The organism is Streptomyces sp. NPDC020845, assembly GCF_044334165.1.
In the GTDB taxonomy this organism is placed as follows: Bacteria; Actinomycetota; Actinomycetes; order Streptomycetales; family Streptomycetaceae; genus Streptomyces.
The window spans coordinates 45698-72494 of the sequence record NZ_JBIRSJ010000004.1 but is presented as its reverse complement, the minus strand read 5'-3'; the positions used below and the strand labels follow the sequence as shown (position 1 = coordinate 72494).

At 70.6% G+C, this 26797-nt stretch carries 20 protein-coding genes; 14 read left to right on the top strand and 6 right to left on the bottom strand.

Annotated features, from left to right (window positions below):
* Positions 1-4 precede the first annotated feature (4 nt).
* The 4 genes from ACH4U7_RS10460 to ACH4U7_RS10445 are packed head-to-tail and all read left to right on the top strand — an operon-like array spanning position 5 to position 3879.
* The gene (locus ACH4U7_RS10460; protein ID WP_398527563.1) at positions 5-784 is read left to right on the top strand and encodes a carbohydrate ABC transporter permease; all 780 of its coding nucleotides are present in this window, start codon (positions 5-7) and stop codon (positions 782-784) included.
* 52 nt (positions 785-836) lie between these two features.
* Positions 837-1925: a mandelate racemase/muconate lactonizing enzyme family protein gene (locus ACH4U7_RS10455; RefSeq protein WP_398527562.1), complete on the top strand. Its 1089-nt coding sequence runs from the start codon at positions 837-839 to the stop codon at positions 1923-1925.
* Positions 1926-1966: 41 nt separating this feature from the next.
* The gene (locus tag ACH4U7_RS10450) at positions 1967-2887 is read left to right on the top strand and encodes an amidohydrolase family protein (protein WP_398527561.1); all 921 of its coding nucleotides are present in this window, start codon (positions 1967-1969) and stop codon (positions 2885-2887) included.
* Positions 2884-3879, top strand: a complete 996-nt coding sequence (locus ACH4U7_RS10445) for an aldo/keto reductase (RefSeq protein WP_398527560.1) — start codon at positions 2884-2886, stop codon at positions 3877-3879. Before ACH4U7_RS10450 ends, ACH4U7_RS10445 begins: the two co-directional genes overlap by 4 nt.
* Before the next feature lie 150 nt (positions 3880-4029).
* Here the strand turns inward: ACH4U7_RS10445 and ACH4U7_RS10440 are convergent, their stop codons facing one another.
* From ACH4U7_RS10440 to ACH4U7_RS10425, 4 genes are all read right to left on the bottom strand, one after another.
* On the bottom strand, positions 4030-6981 hold the full coding sequence (locus tag ACH4U7_RS10440; protein ID WP_398527559.1) for a hypothetical protein: 2952 nt from the start codon (positions 6979-6981) through the stop codon (positions 4030-4032).
* Positions 6982-6983: 2 nt separating this feature from the next.
* Complete coding sequence (locus ACH4U7_RS10435) at positions 6984-8903, bottom strand: HSP90 family protein (RefSeq protein ID WP_398527558.1); 1920 nt, start codon at positions 8901-8903, stop codon at positions 6984-6986.
* 63 nt (positions 8904-8966) lie between these two features.
* The gene (locus tag ACH4U7_RS10430) at positions 8967-9953 is read right to left on the bottom strand and encodes a hypothetical protein (RefSeq protein ID WP_398527557.1); all 987 of its coding nucleotides are present in this window, start codon (positions 9951-9953) and stop codon (positions 8967-8969) included.
* A gap of 96 nt (positions 9954-10049) precedes the next feature.
* Positions 10050-12725, bottom strand: coding sequence for an FHA domain-containing protein (locus ACH4U7_RS10425; protein WP_398527556.1), 2676 nt, complete (start codon positions 12723-12725; stop codon positions 10050-10052).
* Here ACH4U7_RS10425 and ACH4U7_RS10420 point away from each other — a divergent pair.
* Positions 12705-12902 (top strand): hypothetical protein, encoded by a 198-nt coding sequence (locus ACH4U7_RS10420; protein WP_398527555.1) that lies wholly within the window; start codon positions 12705-12707, stop codon positions 12900-12902. The genes ACH4U7_RS10425 and ACH4U7_RS10420 overlap by 21 nt on opposite strands.
* Before the next feature lie 420 nt (positions 12903-13322).
* Here ACH4U7_RS10420 and ACH4U7_RS10415 read toward each other — a convergent pair whose 3' ends face one another.
* On the bottom strand, positions 13323-13934 hold the full coding sequence (locus tag ACH4U7_RS10415) for an ATP-binding cassette domain-containing protein (RefSeq protein WP_398527554.1): 612 nt from the start codon (positions 13932-13934) through the stop codon (positions 13323-13325).
* Between ACH4U7_RS10415 and ACH4U7_RS10410 the strand changes: the two genes are divergently transcribed.
* Complete coding sequence (locus tag ACH4U7_RS10410; RefSeq protein ID WP_398527981.1) at positions 13910-14659, top strand: SpoIIE family protein phosphatase; 750 nt, start codon at positions 13910-13912, stop codon at positions 14657-14659. The genes ACH4U7_RS10415 and ACH4U7_RS10410 overlap by 25 nt on opposite strands.
* 13 nt (positions 14660-14672) lie before the next feature.
* Here the strand turns inward: ACH4U7_RS10410 and ACH4U7_RS10405 are convergent, their stop codons facing one another.
* Entirely contained in the window at positions 14673-15479 is an 807-nt protein-coding gene (locus tag ACH4U7_RS10405) for a DeoR/GlpR family DNA-binding transcription regulator (protein ID WP_398527553.1), read from the bottom strand.
* A 314-nt stretch (positions 15480-15793) separates the two neighbouring features.
* Between ACH4U7_RS10405 and ACH4U7_RS10400 the strand changes: the two genes are divergently transcribed.
* The 8 genes from ACH4U7_RS10400 to ACH4U7_RS10365 all read left to right on the top strand — a co-directional run bounded on the left by ACH4U7_RS10400 (position 15794) and on the right by ACH4U7_RS10365 (position 26795).
* On the top strand, positions 15794-16858 hold the full coding sequence (locus tag ACH4U7_RS10400; RefSeq protein ID WP_398527552.1) for a sugar ABC transporter substrate-binding protein: 1065 nt from the start codon (positions 15794-15796) through the stop codon (positions 16856-16858).
* Between the two features lie 28 nt (positions 16859-16886).
* Positions 16887-17708 (top strand): ATP-binding cassette domain-containing protein, encoded by an 822-nt coding sequence (locus ACH4U7_RS10395; RefSeq protein WP_398527551.1) that lies wholly within the window; start codon positions 16887-16889, stop codon positions 17706-17708.
* A 17-nt stretch (positions 17709-17725) separates the two neighbouring features.
* Complete coding sequence (locus ACH4U7_RS10390; RefSeq protein WP_398527980.1) at positions 17726-18955, top strand: sugar ABC transporter permease; 1230 nt, start codon at positions 17726-17728, stop codon at positions 18953-18955.
* A 730-nt stretch (positions 18956-19685) separates the two neighbouring features.
* Entirely contained in the window at positions 19686-21164 is a 1479-nt protein-coding gene (locus ACH4U7_RS10385; RefSeq protein WP_398527550.1) for a sugar transferase, read from the top strand.
* An 82-nt stretch (positions 21165-21246) separates the two neighbouring features.
* Positions 21247-22572, top strand: a complete 1326-nt coding sequence (locus ACH4U7_RS10380) for a nucleotide sugar dehydrogenase (RefSeq protein WP_398527549.1) — start codon at positions 21247-21249, stop codon at positions 22570-22572.
* Positions 22562-23842, top strand: coding sequence for a glycosyltransferase family 4 protein (locus ACH4U7_RS10375; RefSeq protein WP_398527548.1), 1281 nt, complete (start codon positions 22562-22564; stop codon positions 23840-23842). Before ACH4U7_RS10380 ends, ACH4U7_RS10375 begins: the two co-directional genes overlap by 11 nt.
* Positions 23839-25278 (top strand): Wzz/FepE/Etk N-terminal domain-containing protein, encoded by a 1440-nt coding sequence (locus tag ACH4U7_RS10370; protein WP_398527547.1) that lies wholly within the window; start codon positions 23839-23841, stop codon positions 25276-25278. Before ACH4U7_RS10375 ends, ACH4U7_RS10370 begins: the two co-directional genes overlap by 4 nt.
* On the top strand, positions 25275-26795 hold the full coding sequence (locus tag ACH4U7_RS10365; protein ID WP_398527546.1) for a Wzz/FepE/Etk N-terminal domain-containing protein: 1521 nt from the start codon (positions 25275-25277) through the stop codon (positions 26793-26795). Before ACH4U7_RS10370 ends, ACH4U7_RS10365 begins: the two co-directional genes overlap by 4 nt.
* The last annotated feature ends 2 nt before the right edge of the window (positions 26796-26797 follow it).

Genomic DNA, 26797 nt, shown 5'->3' with positions numbered 1-26797 from the left:
GACGTTGATCACCGTCGTCCCGTTCCTGTCGATGCTGTTGCTGTCACTGCATCCGACGGCCGACATCTACGCCCATCCGCTGGGCCTCAGCGGTCGCTGGATGCTGTCGAACTACTCCACCGCCTGGCGCGGCACAGTCGGCGGAGCGCCTCTGCCGACGTACATCGTCAACAGCCTGCTGATCACGCTCTGCAGCCTCGCCATCGGCGTGACCTGCGGCAGCCTCGCCGGCTACGGCCTGGCCCGCACGACCCGCGCACTGTCGGGCGTGGTCAGCCGCATCATGGTGCTCGCGCTGAGCATCCCGCTGATCGTCGCGCTGATCCCGACGTTCGAAATCCTCGGCAGGTACCGCCTGCTCAACAGCGTGCTCGGCATCTCGCTGGTGTACGCGGCGTTCATGACGCCGACCATCGCGCTGATCATGCGGTCGGTGTTCGCCGCCGTGCCGCGCGAACTGCTCGAGGCGGCCAAGATCGACGGGTGCGGGGAGTTCGCCGCGCTGCTGCGCGTCGTCCTGCCGATCAGCAAGGGCGGCTTCATCTCGGTCTCGATGCTCGGGCTGATCTTCGTCTGGAGCGAGGTGCAGTTCGGCGTGGTCTTGCTGACCCGCCCGCAGAACCGCACGCTGTCAGTCGGTCTGCTGTCCTTTCAGGGACAATTCGTCAGCGATCAGGGAGCCTTCTTCGCCGGCCTCACCATCGCGACGTTTCCCATCGTCATCCTCTTCCTCATCTTCCAGCGCTACGTCACGAACGGCATCACGCTGGGCGCCCTCAAGTGAGCCGCAGCCCTCAAGTGAGCCGTACCGTGCCCCGATCCAGGAAGCCCACGACATGACCCGAATCGAACGCATCGACGTCCAGCTGGTGGATCTCGAGCCGGCTGCCGTACGCGTCGACGCGATGCAGTCCTTCGTCAAGCAGGAGACGGTCCTCGTCACAGTCCACACGTCCGACGGGCTGTCCGGCATCGGGTACTCCTACACCATCGGGACCGGCGGGCGGGCCGTCGTGTCGCTCATCCGGGACCACTTGGCCCCGGCACTGCTGGGGCGGGACGCCCGGCCCATCGAGGCGCTGTGGCGGCACATGCTCGACCACACTCGGGCGACGACCGTCGGGGCGATCACCTCGCTGGCGTTCGCCGCCGTCGACACCGCGTTGTGGGACCTGCGCGGTCGCCGTACCGGCGAGTCGCTGTGGCGGATGGCGGGCGGCGCCCATGAGCGGCTGCCCGTCTACGACACCGAGGGCGGCTGGCTGCACCTGCCGATCGAAGAAGTCGTGGAAGGCGCGCGGCGGTCGGCGGCGGCCGGGCTGCGCGGCGTGAAGATCAAGGTGGGCAGGCCGTCGCCGGCCGAGGACGCCGAGCGGCTCGCGGCCGTCCGCGCGGCCGTGGGCCCGGAGCTGGAGGTGATGGTCGACGCGAACCAGGCCTTCACGGCCGCCGAGGCGATCCGCCGCGCTCGCACGTACGAGCCGCTTGACATCGCCTGGTTCGAGGAGCCTCTGCCGGCCGACGACCTGGCCGGGCACCGCCGGCTGTCCGCCTCCACCAGCGTGCCGGTGGCCGTCGGCGAGTCGCTGTACTCCGTCCAGCGGTTCGGCGCCTACCTGGCCGCGGGCGCGGCCGGGATCGTCCAGGTCGACGTCGCCCGCGTCGGCGGGATCACCCCCTGGCTGAAGGTCGCGCACGCCGCCGAGGCCTGCAACGTCGCGGTGAGCCCGCACTTCCTCATGGAGCTGCATGTCAGCCTTGCCGCGGCCGTGCCGAACGGGATCTTCGTGGAGCACATACCGCAACTCCAGGCGATCACGCACAGCACGCTCGCCATCGAGGACGGCTGTGTGACCCCTCCCGACGTACCCGGCATCGGAATCGACTGGAACCCCGACGCCCTCGACGACCACCGGGTCGCCTGAACGACTTGTCGCCTGAACGACTTAAGGAGCAAGGAGCCTTGATGAAACGGGTGGACCGCGCTGAAGCCGCCGAAAGCGTGGCGGGGCCGCCGCCACGTGTCGACGCGCATCACCACGTGTGGGACCTGTCGGTCCGGGACCAGCCATGGACACGGGACCTGCCCGTACTGCGCCGCGACTTCACCATGACCGACCTGGCACCGCAGCTCGACGCGCACGGCATCGACGCGACCGTGGTCGTCGAGACGGTGGATTCGGCGGACGAGACCGTGGAGCTGCTGCGGCTGTACGCGCGCGACATCCGCGTTGCCGGTGTCGTCGGCTGGGCCGAACTCACCGCGCCCGACCTCGCCGGCACCCTGGACCGGCTGCGCGCGGCGGAGGGGGGCACCGGCCTGGTCGGCCTGCGGCACCAGGTTCAGCTCGAACCGCCCGGCGCGGCGGAGGGAGACTGGCTGCTGCGCCCGGACGTGGCCGCCGGCCTGGACGTCCTGGGCGACCGCGGGCTGGTCTTCGACCTGATCGTCACCGCCGCACAGCTCCCGTCGGCGATCGAGGCGGTACGGCGCCACGCCGGCACGTCCTTCGTCCTCGACCACGCGGGCAAGCCGCCCATCGCGGCGGGCGCGATCGAGCCGTGGGCGACGCACATCGCCGAGCTGGCGGCCCTGCCGAACGTCGCGGTGAAGTTCTCCGGCCTGCTCACCGAGGCCGGCAACGGGCAGCGCGACGCCGAGCACCTGCTCCCGTACGCCCGGCCGCTGCTGGAGGAGTTCGGCGCTCGGCGGCTGATGTTCGGCTCGGACTGGCCGGTGTGCACCCTGGCCGCCGACTACGGGCACACCTTGTCCATCACGGCGGCGCTACTGGAGACGCTCGACGACGCGGACCGGGCCGCCGTGTACGGGGGCACCGCGAGCCGCTGGTACGGGCTCGCAGTTGGCAGCGGGGCCGCCGCGTGAACCGCCGGCGGATCGGACGGACCGGCGTCCACGTGACCGAGCTCGGCTTCGGCAGCGCGCCGATCGGGAACCTGTACGCCGCCGTCGACGACGAGCAGGCACTGGCGACCGTCGACGCGGCCTGGCAGGCCGGCGTCCGGTACTTCGACACGGCGCCGCACTACGGGCTCGGCTTGGCCGAGCGGCGGCTCGGCCGGGCGCTGGCGTCCAGGCCCCGCGCCGAGTACGTGATCTCGACGAAGGTCGGGCGGCTCCTCGTCCCCAACGACGATCCGCGTGGCACGGATCTCGACTCGGGGTTCGCCGTACCGGACACGCTGCGGCGGCGGCTCGACTACTCCCCTGCCGGGGTCAGGCGCAGCCTCGAAGACAGCCTGACCCGGCTGGGCGTCGACCACGTCGACATCGCCCTCGTACACGACCCCGACCTGCACGTCCCGCAGGTGATCGCCGAGACGGTGCCTGAGCTGCTGCGGATGCGCGACGAGGGCCTGGTCTCGGCGGTCGGCGTCGGCATGAACTACTGGCAGCCGCTCGCGGAGATCGTGGACCGCTGCGACGTGGACGCCGTGATGCTCGCCGGACGCTGGACCCTGCTCGACCGTTCCGGCGAGCCGCTGCTGCACCGCTGCGCCGAGCGCGGCGTGTCGGTGCTCGCGGCGGCGCCGTTCAACTCCGGCATTCTCGCGCGGACCGAGCCGGGCGAGGGCGACACCTTCGACTACGCGCCGGTGACCGAGCCGGTGCTGCGCCGCGCCCGCGAGCTCGCCGCGCTCTGCCGGGCCGCAGGCGTCGAGTTGGCCCACGCCGCGCTCCGCTTCCCGCTGCGGCGGCCGGAGGTGGCGTCGGTGGTCGCCGGTATGGCCTCCCCCGACCAGGTGCGCCTCGCTGCGCGGCGGGTCGACGAGCCCATCCCTGATGCGCTGTGGCCGCGAACACGGCCCGCGGCACCGCTGCCCGAGGGCGCGTTCAGCCGGCCGCCGTCGCCGTGAGCACGGTGTGCACCACGGCCGCGCACCGCTCACCGTGGCGGCGTGGCACGCGCCCGGCGAGCCGGTCCGTGGGACTACGGCGAGCGCCGACACAGGCCCGGGGAAGTGGGCCCCGGTACCGGGGCGGGCTGTCGCCCCGGTACCGCCGCGTCACTCCTCGTCGCGCAGCCGAGCCGCCAGGGAGATCAGCGGCTCGGTCTCCTCGGTGTGGCCCAACGCGGTCAGGTGGGAGACCGCCGCATCGAGGCGGGTGAGGGCGGGGGCGGGGCGTTCCAGGTAGATGCCCTCCACGGCGCCCGCGAGGCGGACGCACTCGGCCCATTCGCCGGCGCGGTCGTCGTCCCTTCCCGGCTCGCCGAGCAGAGCGAGGGCCTTCTCCAGGGCGGCCAGGGCGCCCTCGTACTCACCGGCGTAGGCGTTGACCCGTCCGTGTTCGTAGGCCAGAGCGGTGTCCAGGGAGCGGCCGCGGGCCTCGTATTCGGCGGCGCGGGCTTCGTCGGCGATCCGGCCGGCGTCGGCCAGGAAGGCGAGGGCGTCGGCCAGGCCGTCGGGGCCCTGCTGCTCGGCCTGGAGACGGGCGAGTTCGCGCAGGCAGTTGCTGAGCTGCTCGTAGCGCGGGGCCCGGGCGTGGGCGGCGAGTGCCTGGTCCGCAGCCGCGCGGGCCCGGCCGAACTCGCCGGACTCACCGAGGAGTACAGCCGTCTCCGCGGCGATCATGGCGTGGCTTCCCGGGTCGTCCTCCCAGTCGGCCGACTCGGCCGCGAGGGCGACGAACTCCGCCGTGGCGGCCTTGAGGTCCTCGCCCGCGTGCAGTGCGCGGGCGCGGGTCAGGCGCAGTTGAGCGACGAGCCGGTCGTCCTGCTCTCCGGCGGCGACGTCCGGTTCGGCCAGAAGGGAGTCGAGCAGCGCGATGCAGTCCTCGACGCGGCCCAGGTCGAGGGTGAGCTGGGCCGCGTTGCCGTAGGCGCAGAACCCGTCCGTCCGGCGGCCGCGGCGAAGCTCCAGCTCCGCGGAGCGCGTCAGGTGCCGCAGGGCCTCGTCGGGGCGGCCCAGGTGCATACAGGCCTCGGCCAGATCACCGTGGAGGCGGGCGGTGTCGGCCGCGTCGGCCGGCCAGTCGGCGGCCAGTCGCAGGCCTTCGGTCAGGTCGGCGTGCGCGGCCTGCGCGGCCTGGAGGCCGAGTTGGAGCCGGCCGCGCAGTCCCAGCGTGCGGGGCAGGTGCCAGGCGGGGCCTTGCCCCTTCAGCCGGTCGAGGAGGGCGTCGATCTCGGTGACGGCGGCGGGCAGGTCGCCGGAGATGGCGTACGTGCCGGCCCTCAGCAGCAGGGCGCCGGAGATCTGTCCGGCGAGGTCGTGCCGGGTGGCGAACGCGTGCGCCACGTCCACCTCGGCGAGGACCGGCGCGACGTGCTCCTCGCTCCCCGACGTCTGTAGGCGCAGGCCGAGCGTGGTCGCCCGCAGCCGCAGCAGGCGGGCCTCCTGGTACGGGGCGAGGCCGGGCGTCTCCTCGTGCAGGCGGACCATGGACGCGTGGGCGGCGGTCAGCGCGGCGGCCTTCGCCTCGGCTCCGTCGGCGCGCTGTGCGGGGGTCTCGACGGTGGCGAGCAGGGCGCAGGCGCGGGCGAGCGCCGCGTCACCCGGCTCCCCGGCGTCGTCGTACAGGGCCGCGGCCTCCTCGTGGAGGGCGGCGGCGTCGGCGAACTCCTCCTTCTCGCCCGCCCGGCTCGCCTCGTCGGTCAGCAGGTCCGCGCGCAGTCGTACGAGCGGGCCCACGGCAGGGTCGTCGGGGTGGGTGTAGTCGCGGGCGGCGACGAGCGTCCGCAGCCGCGCCCAGCAGGCCTGTGCGTCCGGGTGCCCCTGTTCGTCCAACGTCCTCGCCCGGAGGATGAGTTCGGGCAGCGAGCCGGGGACGGCGGCGGCCGTACGGGCGGCGGGCGCGACAACCGGGGCGGCCGGGGCCACGTCGTCGAGGCTGCGGGTGCGCAAGCTCAGTTCCAGCGCGTCCAGCAGCGGGGCACGGTCGAGGCGGGCCCTGCGGCGGTCGGTGTGGGCCGTGGTTCCGTTACGGGCGTCGAAGCGGGCGGCCAGGTCGTCGGCGCGGCCGCGCACCTCGGCACCCAGGCCGGCCACCGTCCAGGTGCGGCCCGCGTACCCGGCGGCGGGCAGTTCGCCGTGGCCGAGGGACTCGACGCGCTGGAGGAGGACCTCCACGCCGGTGAGGAAACTGAGCAGGTCCAGCGGCGAGTCGACCTCGTCGAACAGGCTCCGGTTCTCGGCGAGCAGTTCCAGGCCGCGTGCCTCGTTGCCGGTGAGCGCGCAGAACTCCAGGTGTCGGCCGACCTCCTGGGACGTCGAGGGGTTGCGGCGGCAGCCGCGGTAGCCGGCGAGGTGCAGTTCGCGCGCCCGGTCGGTGCGACCGGTGCGCAGCAGGGGCAACAGCGCGTACGAGACGGAGCGGGCCGGCTCCTCCTGGCAGGATTCCTTCCCGGCCAGGACGGGCTCCCAGGTGCGCAGCGCCCGCTCGTCGTCGCCCGCCCCGAGGTGGTACAGGGCGCGCTCGCAGATCTCGCAGGCCTCGCAGTCGCTGAGCCTGGTGCGGGTGCGGCCCGCCCACAGCTCGTAGGCGAGGGTGGTGTCCTCGCCGACATGGGCGGCGAGCTGGTACGCCTGTGCGTAGTAGGGCTGAAGGCCGAGGCCGGCCTTTTCGTACCGGTCACGCATCTCCGACAGCCACTGGTGCAGGCTGGTCAGCGGTATCTCGGGCAGCGCGAGCAAAGCGTTGGCCACCCACTTGAACCGCCAGAACAGCATGTGGCGCAGGCGCTCGTCGAAGACGTCGGGCTGCTCGTCGAAGAGGGTGAGCAGGCGCGCGAAGACGACGGGCGACTTCCGGGGTTCGGAGCCGTAGGTATACGCCTCCTGGAGCTCGAGGAGCGCATCGACGAGCGGGAGGGGCTCCGCGAACTGCTCGGCGGCGTCGACGAGTTCCTCGGCGATGACGGTCCGGGCTCGGCCGTAGGCGCGCCGGTCGTTCTCCTGGAGCGCCTGGTACAGCTCGTCTGTGTTCCGGGGATGGGGTGCGGGTGCGGGCGCGGTCGGCATCGTCAGCTGTCCTTGCGGAGGGCGTGGGCGAGCAGGTCGAGGAAGGAGCGGTTGATGAGGCTCGATTCGGCGGGCCTCAGAGGGCGCCGGGACAGCATCGCGGCCTGCCCGTAGAGGGCTTCGGCGCTGGTGCGGGCCAGCTCGGGCTCGTCGATGGTGACGGCGGTGCGGACCAGCGGGTTGAGCTGGTTGAGGATCAGCTGGGCCCGCGGGGCCTCCTGGCTCAGAGCGCCGAGGATGTCGCCCCACAAGCCACCCTCCTGCTCACGGGCGAGCCGGGAGCGGGTGCGCTCGTGCCGCGCCTCGCGGCTGTCGACGAGGAGGGCGGGGGCGGAGGCGGGCTGGAAGGTGCGCAGCGCGACATCGCAGTCGAAGACCGCGAGGGCGTCGCGGGCCACGGCGAGGTAGGCCGCGGCGGCCAGTTCCGTCTCCCGGTCCACGGGGTCGAGGTGGGCGGTCAGGGTCGCCGGGTCGAGGTCGGCGACGCCGGCCTCGGGCCTGATCTCGGGCAGCCGGTGGACCAGTTCACGGTCGTAGGTGTAGCCGCCGTTGACGACGCCGAGCCCGGCGGCCGAGGCGATCGCCGCGACCTGCCGGAACTCCTCCACGCTCGACGTCACGAGCACGGTGCGGTGGGTGCGCGCGAACTCGTCGAGGGTGGTGTGCCCGTCCGTGGTCTCGAACGGCAGCCAGGGCAGCAGCATCCGCAGGATTTCGTCGTCGTGCACCGCGAGCGACTTCACGGCCAGGTGGTGAGCCTGGAGGAAGCGGGCGAGCAGGTCCGGGTCGCTGGCGGCGGCCCGGGCGATCCACGCGCGCAGCCGCTCGGCGAGGGCGTCGCGGACGGCGGCGAGCGTGTCGTCCTCGTACAGGGACTCGCGGGACGCCGTCGGGCGCAGGCTCTCGGCGTCGACGACGCAGCGGACGAAGAAGGCCCACTCGGGCAGGATCTCCTCGGCCTGCTCGGACAGCAGCATGCCCTTGACGTGCACGCGGTGGCCGTGGCGGCGCCCGGCCGGCACCGCCTCGGGCAGCACGCACGCGATGCCCTTCAGGCCTACGGCCGGCAGGTCCAGCTCGATGGTGTCCAGCGGCGTGAATCCGAAGACCTCCTCTCCGTACGCGGCCAGCGCACGGGAGCGGGCTCCGGGCGTGGGGTACGTACGCGCCCAGGGTGCGGGCTCGGGGTTGACGGGCACGCCCGGGCCGCCCGTGCCGTCATCGAAGGTCACCGGGTGGCGCAGCAGGGAGCCGAAGTACCGGGCCAGCGCGTGCGCCTGCGCCGGGCGGGTCCACTCGCCCGCGTCGGCGCGCGGCGTCAGCGTGACGGTGGTGCCGGGGCGGGGGCGGGCGGAGGCGGGCAGGGTGCGGACGGTGTAGCTGCCGTCGCCGCGTCCCCGCCACTCCACGGCGGGGGCGTCGGGGGTGCGGGCGGAGCGGCTCAGGACGTGGATCTCGTCCGCGACCAGGAAGCAGGAGAGCAGGCCGATTCCGAACTGGCCGATGAAGTCGCCACGTTGCTCGGCGATCCGCTCGGCGCGCTTGCTGCTGCGGCCGATCGTGGCCAGGAAGGTGTGCACATCGGCTTCGGTGAGACCGACGCCGTCGTCCTCGACGCGTACCACCCGACCGTCGGCGTACAGGCGGATACCGAAGGCATCGACGGGCGCGGCCGGTTCGACCGGTGCGGCCGGTGCGGCCGGTGCGGCCGGTGCGGCCGGTGCGGCCGGTGCGGCCGGTGCGGCCGGTTCGAGGCTTTGCCGGGCGGTCAGCGCGTCCACCGCGTTCTGCATCAGTTCACGCAGGTAGACGCGCGGGCTGGAGTAGAGGTGGTGGGAGAGGAGGTCGACGAGGCCGCGCAGATCCACCTGGAAGGTGCGATCGGCGCCGGCCGGGTGGACGGCGGTGTCAGGCAGAGTCATCGGGCAGTCCGGAGTGGGAGGGGCGACGGGTGGCGGGCAGGCGGCACCAAGGCCGGCGGGTACTCAGGCACGGCGGTGGTGGCGGGCGAACTGCTTCTCGGGCTCCGCGAAGTAGGTCCATGGCCACTTGGTGTACGCACCGTCCAGCGATTGGAAGACGCGCCGGACCGTGTGGCGCTCACCGGCCAGCGACAGGGCCATGGCGAACATGTTGAAGTCGTGCTGCCAGCCCGGGCGCACCGCGTAGCCGGGGTTCAGGATGCTGTGGTCGGCGGCCTCCCGCAACTCGGCCTGGATTTCGGAGGTTTCGAGGCAGTCCTCGTGATCCGACTCGACCCAGTCCTCGATGTGCGCCATGGCGATCACACAGCCGAGGCGGTGCCCCTGCGGGGCGCGGGCAAGCGCCTCGCGGGCGAACGCCAGGGCCTCGCCGGGCTCGCCGCCCCAGCGGGGCTGCAACTGCGACACCCACTCGACGTGGCTCTCCAGGTCCAGTGGGTCGCGGCCCAAGGCGGCGTCGAGCCGGGTCTCATTGACGGCGGGGCCCAGCGACATGCCACGGCCGGAGGTGAGGAGACGGCGCCACGGCGTGACCCATTCCGGCCGCAACTCGGCGGCCTCGAGCAGCTGCTCCTCGGCGATGCGGAGCCGCTCGTGGAAGACCCGCCACTGCTCCTGCGTGACGTTCACGGCACGCGCGGCGGTGCGGGCCTCCCAGCCCCAGCTGATGTGGCGCGTCCCGGATATCAGCAGGGCGGTCGCCCGGTGCTCCTTGTCCTCCTCGCAGGCCCTGCCGATCCAGTCCTGCACACCGTCCAACTCCGCCAGCTCGCCCAGGACCTGGTGGTCGCGGCCGAGATCGAAGGGGGCCAGCGCCGCCTTGACCGCCTCCCAGTCACCCGCATCGGCGGCCTCCACCAGCGCGAGCACCCGTGTGTCCCCGAGCGCGCGCAGTGTGTACATCCCGTTCTTCTGCCTGCGCGGGACGAGTAGGGCGTGCGGATCCGCCGCCGGCCTCTCCGCACCCCTGCCGAACAGCTTGCCGAACATGCCGCGCCCTCCCCTGGTACCGCGTCATCGTCTGAGGCAGCATAAACGGCCCCACCGACACCACTTCCACAGGGTTTTCACCGGCACTTCACAGGCCTAGTCCCGCATGACCTCGGGCTCGTGCCGGCGCAGCAGGCGGGCCACCACGAAGCCGCAGACCAGCCCGATGGCCAGGAGCACAGCGAGGTCGATGCCCCACTGGGTGACGGTGTGGGCCCACAGCGGGTCGACATCGTCCGGCTTGTCGAGATTCCAGGGCGGCATGGTGTGCGCGAGGTCGAGTGTGGTCCCGGCGCCGGCGACCGCCCAGCGGGCGGGCATCAGCCAGCCGATCTGTTCGATGCCCGGGGAGTCGAACAGCTTGAAGAGGACCCCGGTGAAGACGACCTGGACGACGGCGAACATCACGAGCAGCGGCATGGTCTTCTCCGGGGTCCGCACCAGCGCGGAGATGACCAGACCGAACATCATGGTGGTGAAGCCCAGCGCGCTGATGACCACGCAGACCTCGACGGCCGTGGGCATGAGCAGCCCCTGGGCGGGCAGTTGGCGGACGGAGAAGCCGATGGCGCAGATGACGACACCCTGCATCGCGGTGATCAGACCGAGGACGATCACCTTCGACATCAGATACGCGGATCGGGACAGCCCCGTGGCTCTCTCCCGTTCGTAGATCACCCGTTCTTTGATCAATTCACGTACGGAGTTGGCCGCGCCGGAGAAGCACATGCCGACGACCAGCACCAGCAGAATGGTTCCGGACTCCTGGTTGTAGCGGAAGCGGCTGTCGGGCGGTGGCGCGGCGAGTCCGTATGTCGCCGGAATCAGACAGCTCACTCCGCCCAGCACGGCCGGGAGCAGCAGCATCAGCGCCATGAAGCCCTTGTCGGAGGCGATGACCGACACATAGCGGCGCATCAGCGTCCACAACTGGACGATCCAACCCTGTGGTTTGGGCCGCGGAGCTCGCGCGGGCGGCTGCGTCGCAGGGGCGTCCGGCTGCTGCGGCGGGACGGCCGAGTCGATCTCCGCGGCGCACCGGTCGTACTGCCGGGATGCCCGCCAGCGCCCGCCCCAGTCGTCGTCGCGATGGTCCTCGAAGGCGGAGAAGACATCGGCCCAGCTGTCGTGACCGAAGAAGTCCAGGGCCTCGCCCGGGGGACCGAAGTACGCCACGGAGCCACCGGGTGCCATGACCAACACCCGGTCGCACAGGGACAGTTCGGCGACCGAGTGCGTCACCACCAGCACGGTGCGGCCGTCGTCGGCGAGCTCCCGCAGCAACTTCATGACATTGCGGTCCAGGCCCGGGTCCAGACCGGAGGTGGGCTCGTCGAGGAAGAGCAGGGAGGGCTTGGTCAGCAGTTCCAGGGCAACGGACACCCGTTTGCGCTGACCGCCGGAGAGCGAGGAGACCTTCTTGCCCCGGTGAACGTCGAGTCTGAGCTCCTGGAGCACCTCGTCGATACGGGCCTTGCGCTCGGCCGCCTTGGTGTCACCGGGAAAGCGGAGCCTGGCGGCGTACTTCAGAGCGGTGTCGACGGTCAGTTCCTTGTGCAGGATGTCATCCTGAGGGACGAGGCCGATCCGGTGGCGCAACTCGGCGAACTGGGCGTAGAGATCGCGGTGGTCGTAGAGCACCTGACCACGGTCCGCGGGCCGGTAGCCGGTGAGTGCGCGCAGAAGGGTGGACTTCCCGGAGCCCGACGGCCCGATCACCGCGACCAGCGACTTCTCGGGGACGCCGAAGGAGACGTCGTCCAGGATGGTCTTGCCGCGCCCGACGGTCACTGTCAGGTCGCGGGCGGTGAAGGAGACCTCACCGGTGTCGACGAACTCCTCCAGCCGGTCTCCGACGAGACGGAAGGTGGAGTGGCCGACACCGACGATGTCGTACGGGCCGATGATCCGGCGGTCCACGGGCTGCCCATTGACATAGGTGCCGTTGTGGCTGCCGAGGTCGACGATTTCGAAGCGGCCACCGGGCAGGGGCCGGAACTCCGCGTGGTAGCGGGAGACATGCGGGCCCTCCACCACGAGTTCGTTGTCCTGCGCGCGACCGATACGCAGCCGTTGCCCCAGGACGAGTGGGTAGACGCCCGAGGGGTCCCGGTCGATGGAAAGGGCCGCGGCGGCTCCACGGGGACCGTCTGTGGGCCCTTCGGACCGGTGACCGTCCCGGGCGTCACCCGCGTCTCCGGGAGTCCGGGGAACCGCGGCACGGGCGAGATCGGATGCGGCGTGGTGAGGGAGGGGCCGGAACAGGCCGTCGCCACCGGCCGCCGCCACGCCCATGGGGGCTCCCGGAACCTCCCCCGGCCGGGGACCGGGCACCGCCGGGGGCGTGGCGGCGGCCTCCGACGTGCCCCGATCCGTGGCGCCCCGGGCGTTGGGACGGGCCTCGCTCTGGGGCTGCCCAGCGCGTATCCGAACGTCAGCGCGCGCCTGATCGTCACCCACCGCCGACGAGGCTCCGGTGAAGACTCCGGTGAAGTCCAGCCGCATGCCGGTGGAGACGTCTCCCAGCCGGACGATCGAACCGTGGCCGATCTCCATCCGCTGAATACGACGCCCCTCTGCGAACGTGCCATTCGCGCTGCCGAGATCTTCGACGACCCACGTCCCGCCCTCGCAACGGATCATGAGGTGCCGCCGGGAGACTCGGCGGTCGATGAACGAGATGTCGGCCTGCTGGTCGCGCCCGATGGTGTAGCTACGGGACGCGTCCAGGGTCCAGGTGCGTCTATTGGCATGCAGTACAAGTTCCGGCATGTCGGCCCCAAGTCGATCGTGTACACCGAGGCCGTCTGCGCGAGGACAGACGACGGCTCGGACGGTTCCTGCGGTTCCGGCGTGCGCCCGGACGTCCCGGGTGCGGATGGGCGTCATACGGTCCGCGCCATGGGCGGCGTCGGCTCCGCACAGTCCGGATTCGCCGACGCATGGTGAGCCGACTCCCCGGGAACCGAACTGTACATTTCTCGACGAACGCAACGGGCGGTGCCCGGACGATCGATGAGATCGTCCGCGGTGCGGTCGAAGTGTTCGTCGGGCATCAGGGCGGTGTGTCCTCGTGGAGTCGGAACCGAAGTCGGTCAGCCGGTGTGCGGCCCGGACCGGGGCACATCGGCGCGTACGGTCATGGCCGGTATGGAAGAGGGCGCGGGACATGCGGAGGTTGCGCGTCATGGCGCGGAGCCGGGGATTCCGACCGCGTACCGCGCGGCAGACAGTGCGGTGCACCGGGGCGGGCATGCCATCCCCAGCGGCGGCGCGACGGGCATCACCGTCCGGGGCGACCTCGGCTATAGGCACGTCAAAGCCGCCCAGGACACCAGCCCTGGGCGGCTCTCTGCGGGGCGGCGACGATCAGGCGTCGGCCGGGAGTTGAGCGAGTTCGACCTCGAGGTGGGCCATGGCCTCGCCGCCGGCCATCAGGTCGGTGATCTCCTCGCGGGTGCGTTCGCCCTTGTAGAGGTCGTCGGCCTTCTGACCGCGGATCAGTACGGCGAAGTGGTCGCCGACCATCATCGCGTGGCGGACGTCGTGGGTGACCAGGATGACCGCGCCGCCCTTGGCGCGGGCCTGCATGACGATGCGCAGGACGTGCGCGGCTTCCTTCACGCCGAGGGCGGCGGTGGGCTCGTCGAGGATGAGGACGTTGGCGCCGAAGTAGACGGCGCGGGCGATCGCCAGAGCCTGGCGCTCACCGCCCGACAGACTGCCCACCAGGCGGCTGCCGTCGGTGACACGGGTGATGCCCAGGGACTGCATCTCCCGCACCGCGATCTCGCCGGCCAGCTTCTTGTCGAACAGCCTGAACGGGCCGAAGCCCTTGGTGGGTTCGGAGCCGACGAAGACGATGGTGCCGGTGGTGGGCTTGTGGAAGCCAGAGAGGATCTTGATCAGGGTGGACTTGCCGGCGCCGTTGTCGCCCAGCCGCGGTCTACGATCCCATCGCCAGCCGCTGCACCCTCGCAACCGCCGGCCACCTTCCACCCGCCATCGTCACACCGGATCATCACGCCCGGATCATCGACACTCCCTTGGGCCCATCCCTCGGCCTGGGGAATCTGCCTTTCGAATCAGTGGACGTGCACATGCCGGAAGGCAGTCTCCTGGCCCTCTACACCGACGGCCTCATCCGCGAGCGCGGCAGCGACCTGGAGAGCGGGCTCCAGGAGCTGCTGCAAGCACTGAGCATCCCTGAGCCGTCGCTGGACGGGCGGTGCCGGACCGTTCTCGACGCACTGCTCAACGACCGGCCCAGCGACGACGTGGCCCTCCTCATCGCACGCACCCGAGTCCTGGACGCCGACCACGTCGCCACCTGGGACGTCCCGACAGACCCCGCCGCCGTCGCCGACGCCCGCGCGCACGTGTCCGGCCAACTCACCGCATGGGGGCTTGAGGACGCGGTCTTCACGACCGAGCTCATAGCCAGTGAGCTGGTCACCAACGCCATCCGCTACGCGCAGTCCCCGATCCAGCTCCGCCTCATCCTCGAAGAACGCTGTCTGATCTGCGAAGTCTCCGACGGCGGTACCACCACCCCCCACCTGCGGCGGGCTCGAACCTACGACGAAGGCGGCCGGGGCCTGTTCATCGTCGCCCAGCTCGCCGAACGCTGGGGCACACGACACGGCCGTCATGGCAAGACGATCTGGGCGGAACTGATCACGGACCCGGCTCCGGTCATCGCGTAGTTCACGACTCCCGTCAGTGCGGTCGGGCAACGAGGACTTCCACACCTTTGCTCTGCAGCGAGTCGAGGTCCGGCTCCGGGATGTCGGCATCGACGATGACAAGGTCGAAGGCGGTGACGGGCGCGAGTTGGTACAGCCCGCGTCGTCGGAACTTGGTGTGGTCGACCAGGAGGACTCTACGGTCGCAGGCCTCCATCAAGGCTCGCTTGACCGCCACTGTCTCCTGGGACTGGTGGTAGCAGTGACCGCGGGTGATGGCGGTCGTGGAGGCGAACAGGACGTCAGCGTGCAGGGTGCTGACCGCGTCGACGGTCCGGATGCCGAGGAAGGCGTCGTAGGCCGGGTAGTACAAGCCGCCCAGTGAGATCAGATCGATTCCGGCGCTGCCGGCCAGAAGCTGGGTGACGGGCACGAAGTTGGTGATGACTGTCAGCGGTGCCCGCTGAGGGAGCAGTCCGACGAGGGCAAGGGCGGACGTGCTGTCGTCGATGACGATGGACTGACCCGGTTTGACGAAGGTCAGCGCGGCACGCGCGAGCATGTTCTTCTGTGCCACCATGGCTTGGGTGCGATGCCGGACGTCACCGTGGAATGCCGTCGATGGCTGTGCGGTTGCCCCGCCACGCACCTTTCTGAGCCATCCCTTGGCCTGTAGGTAGTCCAGGTCGCGACGGATGGTCATCGGGGTGACGCCGAACTCGTCGGCGAGTTGCTCGATGCGGACGAAGCCTTCGTCGACAACGCGTGTCTTGATCCGCTCCCGCCTGTCGCTCGGCCCCCGTCCGCCTTCGTCGGCGGCCGGGTGTTCGTTTGCCTCCATGAGACCCCCTGTTCGATCGATGTGAAGAGAACATCCGCGCGCGCACCGGACTCCACCTGCCGGGTGCCGGACTTCCACCTGGAGAGAAGCTGTGACAGCCAGGCATGCCCTGTGTTCCCCCCTGGGAAGTGAGGTATGCCGCTGTTCAGCCACGCAAGGTAATCGAACACTTCAGGTGATCGAATTCCCAGCAACTCATGTTCGTTTCCGGCCGCCTGTTGACTCTTCCGATGACGGTCACGTTACTTGTGCGCTACGTCTTTGTGCGTTGTGAGATAGCTACCGGTTCGCGGCCCCGGATCAAGGAGTGGAACATGAGGAGAACGGCCAATGGTGCTCTCATCGGCGTCATCGCCCTGAGTGTCCTCACCGCATGCGCCGAGGAACCGACCAAGGCCGTCCAGGGGAAGGGCGCGACGGGCAAGGTCGCGTTCCTGATGCCCGACCTCGCCTCCACCCGCTACGAACAGTACGACGCTCCGCTGTTCAAGAAGCGCATGGCCGAGCTGTGCTCGGGCTGCAAGGTGATCTACCAGAATGCCAACAGCGACGCCTCGCTTCAGCAGCAGCAGGCGAACTCCGCGATGACTCAGGGCGCGAAGGTGATAGTCCTCGACCCGGTCGACTCGACCGCGGCGGCGACGATCGTGCAGACGGCGCAGTCCCAGGGTGTCAAGGTGGTCGCCTACGACCGACCTGTTGTCGCGAAGCCGGCAGACTTCTACGTCTCGTTCGACAACGAGGCGATCGGGGCGTCGATCGGGCAGTCGCTGATCGATCACCTGAAGGCGACGAAGGCCAAGGGCGGCTTGCTCGAGGTCAACGGGTCTCCCACCGACGCCGCCGCCGGGCTGATCAAGAAGGGCATCCACAAGGCCGTCGACGACAGCGGGTTCGATCTGCTCGCCGAGTACGACGCGCCGAAGTGGTCGCCGGAGAAGGCACAGCAGTGGGTGAGCGGCCAGATCGCACAGTACAAGGGCCGGATCGCCGGCGTGGTGGCGGCCAACGACGGCACCGGCGGAGGCACGATCGCCGCGTTCAAGGCGGCGGATGAACAGGTCCCGCCGGTCACGGGCAATGACGCCGAACTGGCGGCGGTGCAGCGCATCATCGCGGGGGACCAATACAACACCATCTCCAAGCCGATCAAGACCGTCGCCGAGGCCGCCGCGAACGTCGCCTACGAGCTGATGCAGGGGAAGAAGCCCAAGGCCGACGCCACGCTGTTCGACACGCCTTCCCAGCTGTTCCAGCCGACCGTCGTGACGCAGGAGAACCTCAAGAAGGTCATCTTCGGCCCCGACGGAGTGCTCAAGACCAAGGACGTCTGCACCAAGCAGTACGCCGCCGACTGCCGCCGACTGGGCATCAAGTAGCGGTCCTCGCCTTGGAGGAGAGCGGGCCATGAGTACGGGCACAGCGGTTCCCCGCGAGAACACGGACACCGCGTTGTCACTGCGGGGCATATGCAAGCACTTCGGCGCGGTCGCCGCGCTCACCGACATCGACCTCGATGTCGCGGCCGGCGAGGTGGTGGCCATCGTCGGGGACAACGGGGCCGGCAAGTCCACGCTCGTGAAAGTCCTTTCCGGAGTCTACGCGGCCGACGCGGGGAAGATCTTCTTTCACGGCGACGAGGTCTCCCTGGGCTCGCCCGCCGAGGCCCACGCCATGGGAATAGCCACGGTCTTCCAGGACCTGGCGCTGTGCGAGAACCTCGACGTCAAGGCGAACCTGTTCCTGGGCCAGGAACTCCGGCCGTGGATGCTGGACGAGGTCGCCATGGAGAAGCGCTCGTGGGAACTGCTGCACGAGCTGTCGGCGAAGATCCCGACACTCGACGTACCGGTGGCCGCTCTCTCGGGCGGCCAGCGGCAGACGGTCGCCATCGCGCGGTCACTGCTCAGCAGCCCCAAGGTCGTCCTGCTCGACGAACCCACGGCGGCCCTGGGCGTCGCGCAAACGGCCGAGGTGCTGAACCTGGTCGAGCGGCTCAAGGACAACGGACTCGGCGTGGTGATGATCAGCCACAACATGGAGGACGTCCGGGCGGTCGCCGACCGTGTCGCCGTCCTCAGGCTTGGCCGCAACAACGGCGTGTTCGACGCCAGGGACGTCTCGTCCGAGGAAATCATCGCCGCGATCACCGGCGCGGCCGACAACGTGGTGTCACGGCGGGCCGCCCGCCACACGCTCGCCCAGCGGGAAGAGAAGGAACAGCCGTGAGACTCAAGGACAATCGGGTGGCGCCGCCCGCCGATCTGCGAGACGAGCGTCTCGCGACCCCACAGGACGTCGCCGACCATGTTCGGGCGGGAGTGCGCCGGGTCCGGGACGGAGACCTGGGTGCGCTGCCCGTCATCGCGGGCATCGTGGTGATCTGGACCATCTTCCAGGTGCTTAACCCCACGTTCCTGTCCAGCACCAACCTGGTGAACCTGTCCTTCGACATGGTTCCGATCGGCGTCATCGCGCTGGGGATCGTGTGCGTCCTGCTGGTCGGCCAGATCGACCTCTCCGTGGGATCGGTCAGCGGCCTGTCGGGGGCGATCACCGCCGTCGTGATGGTCCGGTTCGAGCAGCCGACCTGGCTGGCCGTCCTCGCGGCCCTGGCCGCCAGCTGCCTGATCGGGTGGCTCTACGGCCAGGGGTTCAACCGCGTCGGGGTGCCCAGCTTCGTGGTCACCCTGGCCGGTCTGCTGGCCTTCCTCGGGGTGCAACTGCTGGTGCTGCAGGGCGAGAACGCGATCAACCTCCCCTTCGACTCCACCCTCGTCAAGTTCGCGCAGCTGTGGTTCGTCCCCGACTGGCTGGCCTACGCGCTGGCAGTGGCGGCGGGGGCGGGGTACTCCGCCGCCGGCTGGGTGCGCGCCCGTACGCGGCGCCGCGCGGGACTCTCGGCGCAGTCGCCGCAGTGGCTCATCGCGAAGTCGCTGCTGCTGCTTGCCGCACTGCTGTTCATGGTCTCCTACCTGTGCCGCACCCGTGGCGTCGCCTGGATGTTCGTCCTCTTCGTCGCCCTGGTGCTGGCGCTGCACTATGTGCTCACCCGGACCAAGTACGGGCGGTCCGTCTACGCGGTCGGCGGCAACGCTGAGGCCGCCCGCAGGGCGGGGATCAATGTGCGGGGCGTGTACACGTCGGTGTTCGTCATATGTTCCAGCCTGGCCGCGCTCGGCGGAGTCCTGGCCGCGTCGCGGCTCGCCGCGGCGAACCAGAGCGCCGGCGGCGGAGACGTCAATCTCAACGCCATCGCCGCAGCGGTGATCGGCGGCACGAGCCTGTTCGGCGGCCGCGGCTCGGCCTTCGCCGCCCTGCTCGGCACCCTCGTCATCCAGTCGATCTCCAGCGGTCTCACCCTGCTCAACCTCGACTCGTCCTACCGGTTCGTGATCACCGGCCTGGTCCTGTTCCTGGCCGTAGGCCTGGATGCCGTAGCCCGCCGGTCGCGGCAGGCACACGGCCGGGGGTAGAACGCCGCACCATTCTGACCGACGGCTGCTGCCGCCGCCCGAGTGCCGCCACTCGTACAGGTCCCAACCGGTTCCGGGCAGGCCGCCGTCAGCTGATATCCGCATGGGTCGGTCGTCGTCATAGGCGCAGATGTCGTAGAGGGACCTCGCTTCGACGTGCCCGCCCATGTCGGCCACGTAGCGGATGACAGCGACACGGTCGCCGTAGCACGCCCCGGTCCCCGCGCAGGGCCCGTCGTTTTGGCATCAAAGGACCCGTAGGTGGTCACCGGTCGGTGGATCCAGCCCCAAAGCTTGAACACAAATTACACACATCCTCTCTACATACCGGGCCCCGATGGTCTAGATTGACCGTGCTTCAGCTGTTCGGGCACGAGGCGACCCGTAATGATCTAGACGACCACTAATGATCTGCAGGTCCGGCGCTACGGAATCAATTCCTGGAGCCCGAGGGGGGGCCTTGGGTGCGGGGAGCACCCGAGGTTTCGACGGGTTCCTGCGCACGTTGTTCAAGTAGCTCTGAAACAGCTGGGATGTCATGCGCGGAGGGCGGGGGCCTCCCGCGGGGAGGAACAGCGCGGCGCGGGGGGTGGGGGCCTCCCGTGGGAAGGACCGGCGCGGCGGGGGCGGGGGCCCCGAGGGGAGGGACAGTGCGGGGGGGCGGGGGCCTCCCGGGGGGATGAACAGTGTTAGGCGACCACGTCGAACCACTGGGGACCTGGGGGGTTCTGTGCGGCAAGGGGGATTAGTCAGCCCGTTTTCGTCGGAGCGCGGGCGTCTGGCGAACGGGGCAATCAGCCGGCCCGCGAATGACTGGGAGCAGCGGTACCGCCGTACCGTGATCACCAGCGATACCGTGGCCACCGCCATCGTGGTGGCGGCGATCGGCAACTTCTTCGGCGCCCGGGACGCGGCCAACTGGCACGAGAAGTGGGGGATTCTCGCATTCGGCACCGAGTTGCTGGTGCTGGGGGCGCTTGCGGTGAGCCGGTCGTGGGCCCCGGCCGTGCTCGGCCAGGGCGCCGAGGAATTCCGCCGGCTCGGACGCTCACTGTTCACGGCGACCGTCGTACTGGCGCTCGGCGGGATCGCCCTCACCTCGCGCAACATCAAGCTCTGGATCTTCGTAGCGATCCCCGCGATCGCGCTCATCACCATGACCGCGCGGTATCTCCTGCGCCTCTGGCTGCACAAACAGCGGAAGGAGGGGCGGTGCCTGCGACCGGTGCTCGCTGCCGGGAGCCCGGCCACCGTGCGCGACCTGATCACCCGAACCCGCAAGTTCCCGCACCTCGGCTGGCGGGTGGACGCGGTGTGCACGACGGACGGTCTCGGGCTCGACGGTGGCCAACTGGACGGAGTGCCGGTCGTCGGCCGACTGACGGACGTCGCGGGCCACGTCCGCCGCGACGGCTACCGTGTCGTCGCGGTCACACCGGACCCGCACTGGTCACCGGACCGGTTGCAGCGGCTGGCTTGGAACCTCGAAGGCAGCGACGCCGAAATGGTCGTGGCCCCCGTGCTGATGGAGGTGGCCGGCCCGCGGCTGCACGTCGACGCGGTGCTCGGGATCCCACTGCTGCGGGTCAGCATGCCGGCCTTCACCGGGGGCCGCCGGGCGGTCAAAGGGGTCGTCGACCGGATGGGCGCAGCGATCCTGCTGATCCTGTTCGCGCCGCTGATGGTGTTCGTCGGGCTGCTCGTGCTGGTGGACAGTCGGGGTGGGGCGTTCTACCGCCAGCGCAGGGTCGGCAAGGACGGCCGCGAGTTCACCATTCTCAAGTTCCGCACCATGGTCGCCGGGGCTGACGGGGCACGTGCCGCGCTGGCCGACCGCAACGAGGGCGCCGGCCTGCTGTTCAAGCTCCGCCGGGATCCGCGGGTGACCCGGGTGGGAGCAGTGCTGCGCCGGTACTCGATCGACGAGCTCCCGCAGCTTTTCAACGTGCTCACCGGATCGATGTCGCTCGTCGGTCCGCGGCCTCCGTTACCGGAGGAGTCCGCCGCGTACGACCCGGACATCCGGCGGCGGCTGCTGGTCAAGCCCGGGCTCACCGGCCTGTGGCAGATCAGCGGACGCAGCGACCTGTCGTGGGAGGAGGCGGTCCGGCTGGACCTGCGGTACGTGGAGGACTGGTCGCTCGCCCTGGACACAGTGATCTTGTGGAAGACGCTGCGTGCGGTGCTCTACGGGCAGGGGGCCTACTGATGCGCGGAGGGCTGCGACGGGGCGGTCTCGCCGGTGCACGGACCGCAGGCCAAAAGGGCCTGCCTGGGGGGAGGAACGGGTCATGAGAGTCAGCGTTTTCGGGCTCGGCTACGTGGGCTGCGTGTCGGCCGCGTGCCTGGCCGGCATGGGTCACGAGGTCATCGGGGTGGACGTGAACCAGGTGAAGGTCGACCTGGTCAACGACGGCAAGGCCCCGGTGGTCGAGGAGCGGATCGGCGAGCTCATCGCCGAGGTCGTGCGGACCGGGGCGTTACGCGCCACCGGCGACGTCCGCGAGGCGATCATGGGCAGCGAGGTGTCGCTGGTCTGCGTGGGCACGCCGTCGGAGCCCAACGGCAGCCTGTGCACCACGTACTTGGAACGGGTCACCGAGCAGATCGGCGCCGCGCTGACGGATCGCAGTGGGCGCAATGGGCGGCACACCGTCGTGTTCCGCAGCACCATGCTCCCGGGCACCTGCCTGAACCTGCTGGTGCCGATTCTGGAGAAGTACGTCGGCGGCACGGCCGGGGTGGACATCGGGGTCGCGGTCAACCCGGAGTTCCTACGCGAGGGCACGAGCGTGCGGGACTTCTTCGACCCGCCCAAAACCGTCATCGGCGAGCTCGACCCGGCAAGCGGCGATGCGGTGATGGCGCTGTACGACGGCCTGCCCGGCGAGGTGTTCCGGGTGCCGGTCCCGACGGCCGAGGCGATCAAGTACGCGGACAACGCGTTCCACGGCCTCAAGATCGGCTTCGCGAACGAGCTGGGCGCGGTGTGCCAGGCGCTCGGGGTGGACTCGCACCAGGTGATGGACGTGTTCCTGGCCGACCGCAAGCTGAACATCAGCCCCGCCTACCTGCGGCCCGGTTTCGCCTTCGGTGGCTCCTGCCTGCCCAAGGACCTGCGCAGCCTGGTCCACGCGGCGCAGCGGGCCGACGTCTCGGTGCCCATCCTCGCCCATGTGCTGCCCTCCAACTCCGACCATCTGCAGCGCGCGGTGGAGCTGGTCGAGCGCACCGGCAAGCGCCGGGTGGGCCTGTTCGGGCTGTCCTTCAAACCCGGCACCGACGACCTCCGCGAGAGCCCGCTCGTCGAGCTGGCGGAGAGGCTCTTCGGCAAGGGTTACGACCTGCGGATCCACGACGCCAACGTGAGCCTCTCCCGGCTGATCGGCGCGAACCGCGAGTACATCGAGAACCGGCTGCCGCACCTCGCGCAGCTGCTCGCGGATTCCGTCGACGAGGTGCTCGAGCACGCCGAGGTGTGCCTGGTCGGGACCAGAGATCCGGCCGTGCTGTCGGCCCTGCCGCATGGCGACGGCCCGGTGATCGTCGACCTCATCCGCCTTCCCGACGCCGAGGCGCGCCGGGCCGAACCGGGGTACATGGGCCTTGCTTGGTGACACATCGTTCGGTGACACGGTCAGCGGCGACCGGCCGGCCCGGCGCGCGCTGATCCTGGTGGAGAACCTGTCGGTGCCGTTCGACCGGCGGGTGTGGCAGGAGTGCACGACGCTGCGCGACGCGGGCTGGAAGGTGCACGTCATCTGTCCCCAGGGGAGTAAACGGGACACGGAGCCGGAGGCGGAGATCGACGGGGTGCGGATCCACCGCTACCCGTTGCGCGCGGCCACCGGAGGGCCGGCCGGCTATCTGCGGGAGTACGGCTCGGCGTTGTGGCATACGGCCCGGCTGGCCCGCAAGGTCGGCCCGGTCGACGTGGTCCACGCCTGCAACCCGCCCGATCTGCTGTTCCTGCCGGCACTGTGGCTGAAGCGGCGCGGCGCGCGGTTCGTCTTCGACCAGCACGACCTGGTACCCGAGCTGTACCTCTCCCGGTTCGACCGCGGCGAGGATCTGCTCTACCGCGCCGTGTGCGCGCTGGAACGGCGGACCTACCGGGCCGCGGACGTCGTGCTCGCCACGAACGAGAGCTACCGGGACGTCGCGATGCGCCGTGGCGGCCGGAGGCCGGAGGACGTCTTCGTGGTGCGCAGCGCGCCCGCGATCGACCGGTTCCAACCGGTGCCACCCGAACCGGAGTTGAAGCGCGGCAAGCCTCATCTGCTGTGTTATCTCGGCGTCATGGGCCCTCAGGACGGCGTCGACTACGCCTTGCGGGCCCTCGCGAAGCTGCGCGACGAGCTCGGGCGGACCGACTGGCATGCGGTGTTCGTCGGCGCCGGCGACGCCTTCGACGCGATGGTGGAGCTGTCCCGGCGGCTCGGGCTCTCGGAGCAGGTGCAGTTCACCGGGCGCATTCCGGACGCCGACCTGGTGCGCTACCTGTCCACCGCGGACGTGTGCCTCTCCCCCGACCCGCGCAATCCGCTCAACGACGTGTCGACCATGAACAAGGTCCTGGAGTACATGGCGATGGGCCGGCCGATCGTCTCGTTCGACCTCCGGGAGGCGCGGGTCTCCGCCGGTGACGCCGCCGTCTACGCATCCGCCAACGACGAGGCCGAGTTCGCGGGGCTCATCGCGCTGCTGCTGGACGATCCGGAGAGGCGGGCCCGGATGGGCAAGATCGGCCAGGAGCGGATCGGCGGGCCGCTCTCCTGGCGGAACTCGCAAGTGTCGCTGCTCGCCGCCTACGCCGCTGCCTGCCGTGACCACACTCCGGTGTCGGCGGGCGCCCCGGCCCGGGCAGGGAAGAGGCCGCGCCGTTGAGCGATGACACGATACGCCTGGTCACGATCGGGCGGATTATCCGTCGGCGCTGGCGGCTTCTCACCATCCTCGCCGTAGTGGGTGCGCTCGTCGGCTACGGCACCTCTTTGCTGTTTCCGCCGCGCTACACCACGTCGGCATCGGTACTGCTGCCGGGGGCGTGGCAGGAGCGCGAGCTGCTGACTCAGGTGGAGATCGCGACCAGTTCGGTGGTGGTCGACCGCGCGGCCGCCACGCTCGGCTGGACCGGGGTCAGCGGCAGCGAGCTGCGGGATCGGGTGAGCGCCAAGGCCGCCGACGGGAACATCATCAAGATCTCGGGCACGGCCGACACCCCGGAGCGCGCACAGAAACTCTCCGACCAGGTGGCCCAGCAGTTCGTCACATTCGCCGCGCGGATCGCAGGCGACAACACCGACCCCGAAGCGGCGACGCGGCCCGAGGCACTGCGGCAGATGGTGGTGCGGACCAGCCGCCGCATCACCGAGCTGGCCGATGCGGCCGATCCGGGTCAGACCGTGGAGGGCGTGCAGACCCGCACCGAGCTCGCGAAGCTGCGCACCGCGCTGCAGGAGGCCATCAACAAGCTGGACCAGGCCGACCCGGCGGCTGCCAACAAGGCCAACAAGGCCAACATGGTCGTCATGGGGCCGGCGGCCCGGCCGGCCGGCGAGGCACCGCCGACAAGGACGCAGCTCATCGCCGCCGGGGCGCTGCTGTTCTTCCTGCTCGCGGTCATCGGCCATCTCACCGCCGCACGGATGAGTCGCCGACTGCGCACCGAACCGGAGATCGCCGCGGCGCTGGGCTCGGCGCTGCTGGGTACCGTCGACGTACCTGGTGAACGACGCGCGCACCGGTCGGAAGGCCATGGCCCGCGGGCCCGGATCCGCCGGCTGCTGGGCGTCGACGTCCGGTGGGACATACCGACCCCGCGGACGTCCGGCGACGAGGCCAGCAGACAGATCCGCTACCGGCGGGTGTGCGCCCGCCTCCGGGACCAACTGCCGGCCCACCGGCGGCTGCTCGTTGTCGTCCCGGACGGCGACGAGGTCGCCCGCCGGGCAGCCGGGCAGCTCGTCGCCGAGGCCGAGAGCGGTCCTTCCCCGTCCTCTTCGAGCAGGGGATACCCCATCCCGTCCTCTTCGAGCAGGGGATATCCCATGCTGCGGGTGGTGGGGGTTTCGGTGTCCCAGCCGATGGTGCCGGACCGCGACAACGAGTCCGGTGCCCTGGTCGTGCTCAGCGCGGGCAGCTGGACCGCAGGGGAGCTCGCCGGCATCGCCGAGGCGTGTGCGGACGCCAAGCACGAGGTCGTTGGCATCGTCCTCGCCGGCACGGTCCGGGCCCGTCCGACGCGGACTGCCGCCCGTCCTCGGGATGCCGCCACGCCGGCACTCGCGGCCCGCGACCACGCGACGGAAGGTTCAGGGTGACGACGAGTACGACATCGGAGTCGTCGGCCGCCGCTCCGCTGCTTGACCTGCAGTCGCTGGTGGTTGCGGTGCGCAGGCGGCGCCGCCTCTGGGGCTCCCTGGCGCTGCTGGGGCTGCTCGTCGGCGCGGCGGTGGCGGTCCTGCTGCCGCCGCCGCCGAGCGCGGTGACCAAGGTGCTGGTCGCGCACAAGGAGGACCAGCCGAACGACCCCGGAACGCTGATCCGCACCGACGTCGCGCTGCTGCAAACCACGCGGATCGCCGGTAAGGCCCTGAAGTCCCTCGGGTCCCCGGAAAAACCAGAGGACTTCATGCAGGACTACGGGGGTATCGGTTTGACCAACAACCTGCTGCAGATCAATGTGACAGGTGACAGCGACGCGAAAGCGGTGGCCCGCGCCAAGGCGCTGGCCGATGCGTTCGTCGCGGACCATGTGAAGCGGATACAGGAAGCCGCGAACGCCGAAGCCAAGACCCTGCTCGACCAGCGTGACCGAATGCGGGACGAACTCGCCCAGGTCAACAAGGCGATCGAAGAGGGATCGCCGGAGAGCGGGCCGAAGGCGTCGGCGAACATGGAGTCGCTCTTCGCCCGCCGGGCCGAACTCACCTCGCGCATCACCGATTTCGGCCAGCGCGCCGCGGAGGCCCGCATCGGCACGCCCCAGCTCATCGCCGGCACACAGATCGTGGACGCCCCGCGCGCGGTGCGGCACTCCCTGCCCAAGGCCGCTGCCACCAACGCGGCGATCGGGCTCGTCCTCGGGCTCGCCCTCGGGCTCGCGGTGGCCGCCGTCGGCGCGGTGGTGGCGGACCGCCCCGTGCTGCGCCGGGAGATCGCGGCGAACCTCGGCGCCTCGGTCATCGCGGAGCTCCCCCGCCGGTCGGGCAGGCTGTGGCAGCGCCGACGGATCCGGGCGGCACGGACAAGGCTCACCACGTCCTTGACCCGCACCGTGCGCGGCTCCGCGGAACCGGTGTCGCTGCTGGAACTGGGCTGTGCGCGCAGCACGAGCGTGATCGCCCTGGACCTCGCCCGGGCACTGGCGGCGGAGGGGCCAGTGGTCATCATCGACGGACTGCCCGGCCCGCAGCTCGCCAAGCGCACCACGAAGCCAGGAGATCCAACCGTGGTCAGCGGCGAGCGTGCCGCGGCCGTGTCGCATGAGGAGCGCCGGCTCGGCGTCGGCTCGGTGGCGCCGGGCACCGCGTGGACCGACCTCCAGTACCTCGGCGCCCGGACCGTGCTCGTCGTGCGTGCCGGGCACGGCAGCGCCGCATGGCTGCACACCGTGGCGCGACACCTCGCGGACCAGGGCATTCCGGTGATCGGTGTGGTGCTGATCGACCCCGATCCGCGTGACCGGTCCGACGGCACGCTGTGGGACGGGCCGCACACCGCGCTGCGCGGCCAGAGCGAGCGGCCGGCCCGGCAGAACGGGACGGGCCGGTGGCGGACGGAGCGGCAGCCGATGTGGGCCGCACGGGTCCCGGACAGCGACCAGGAGGCACGGTAGGA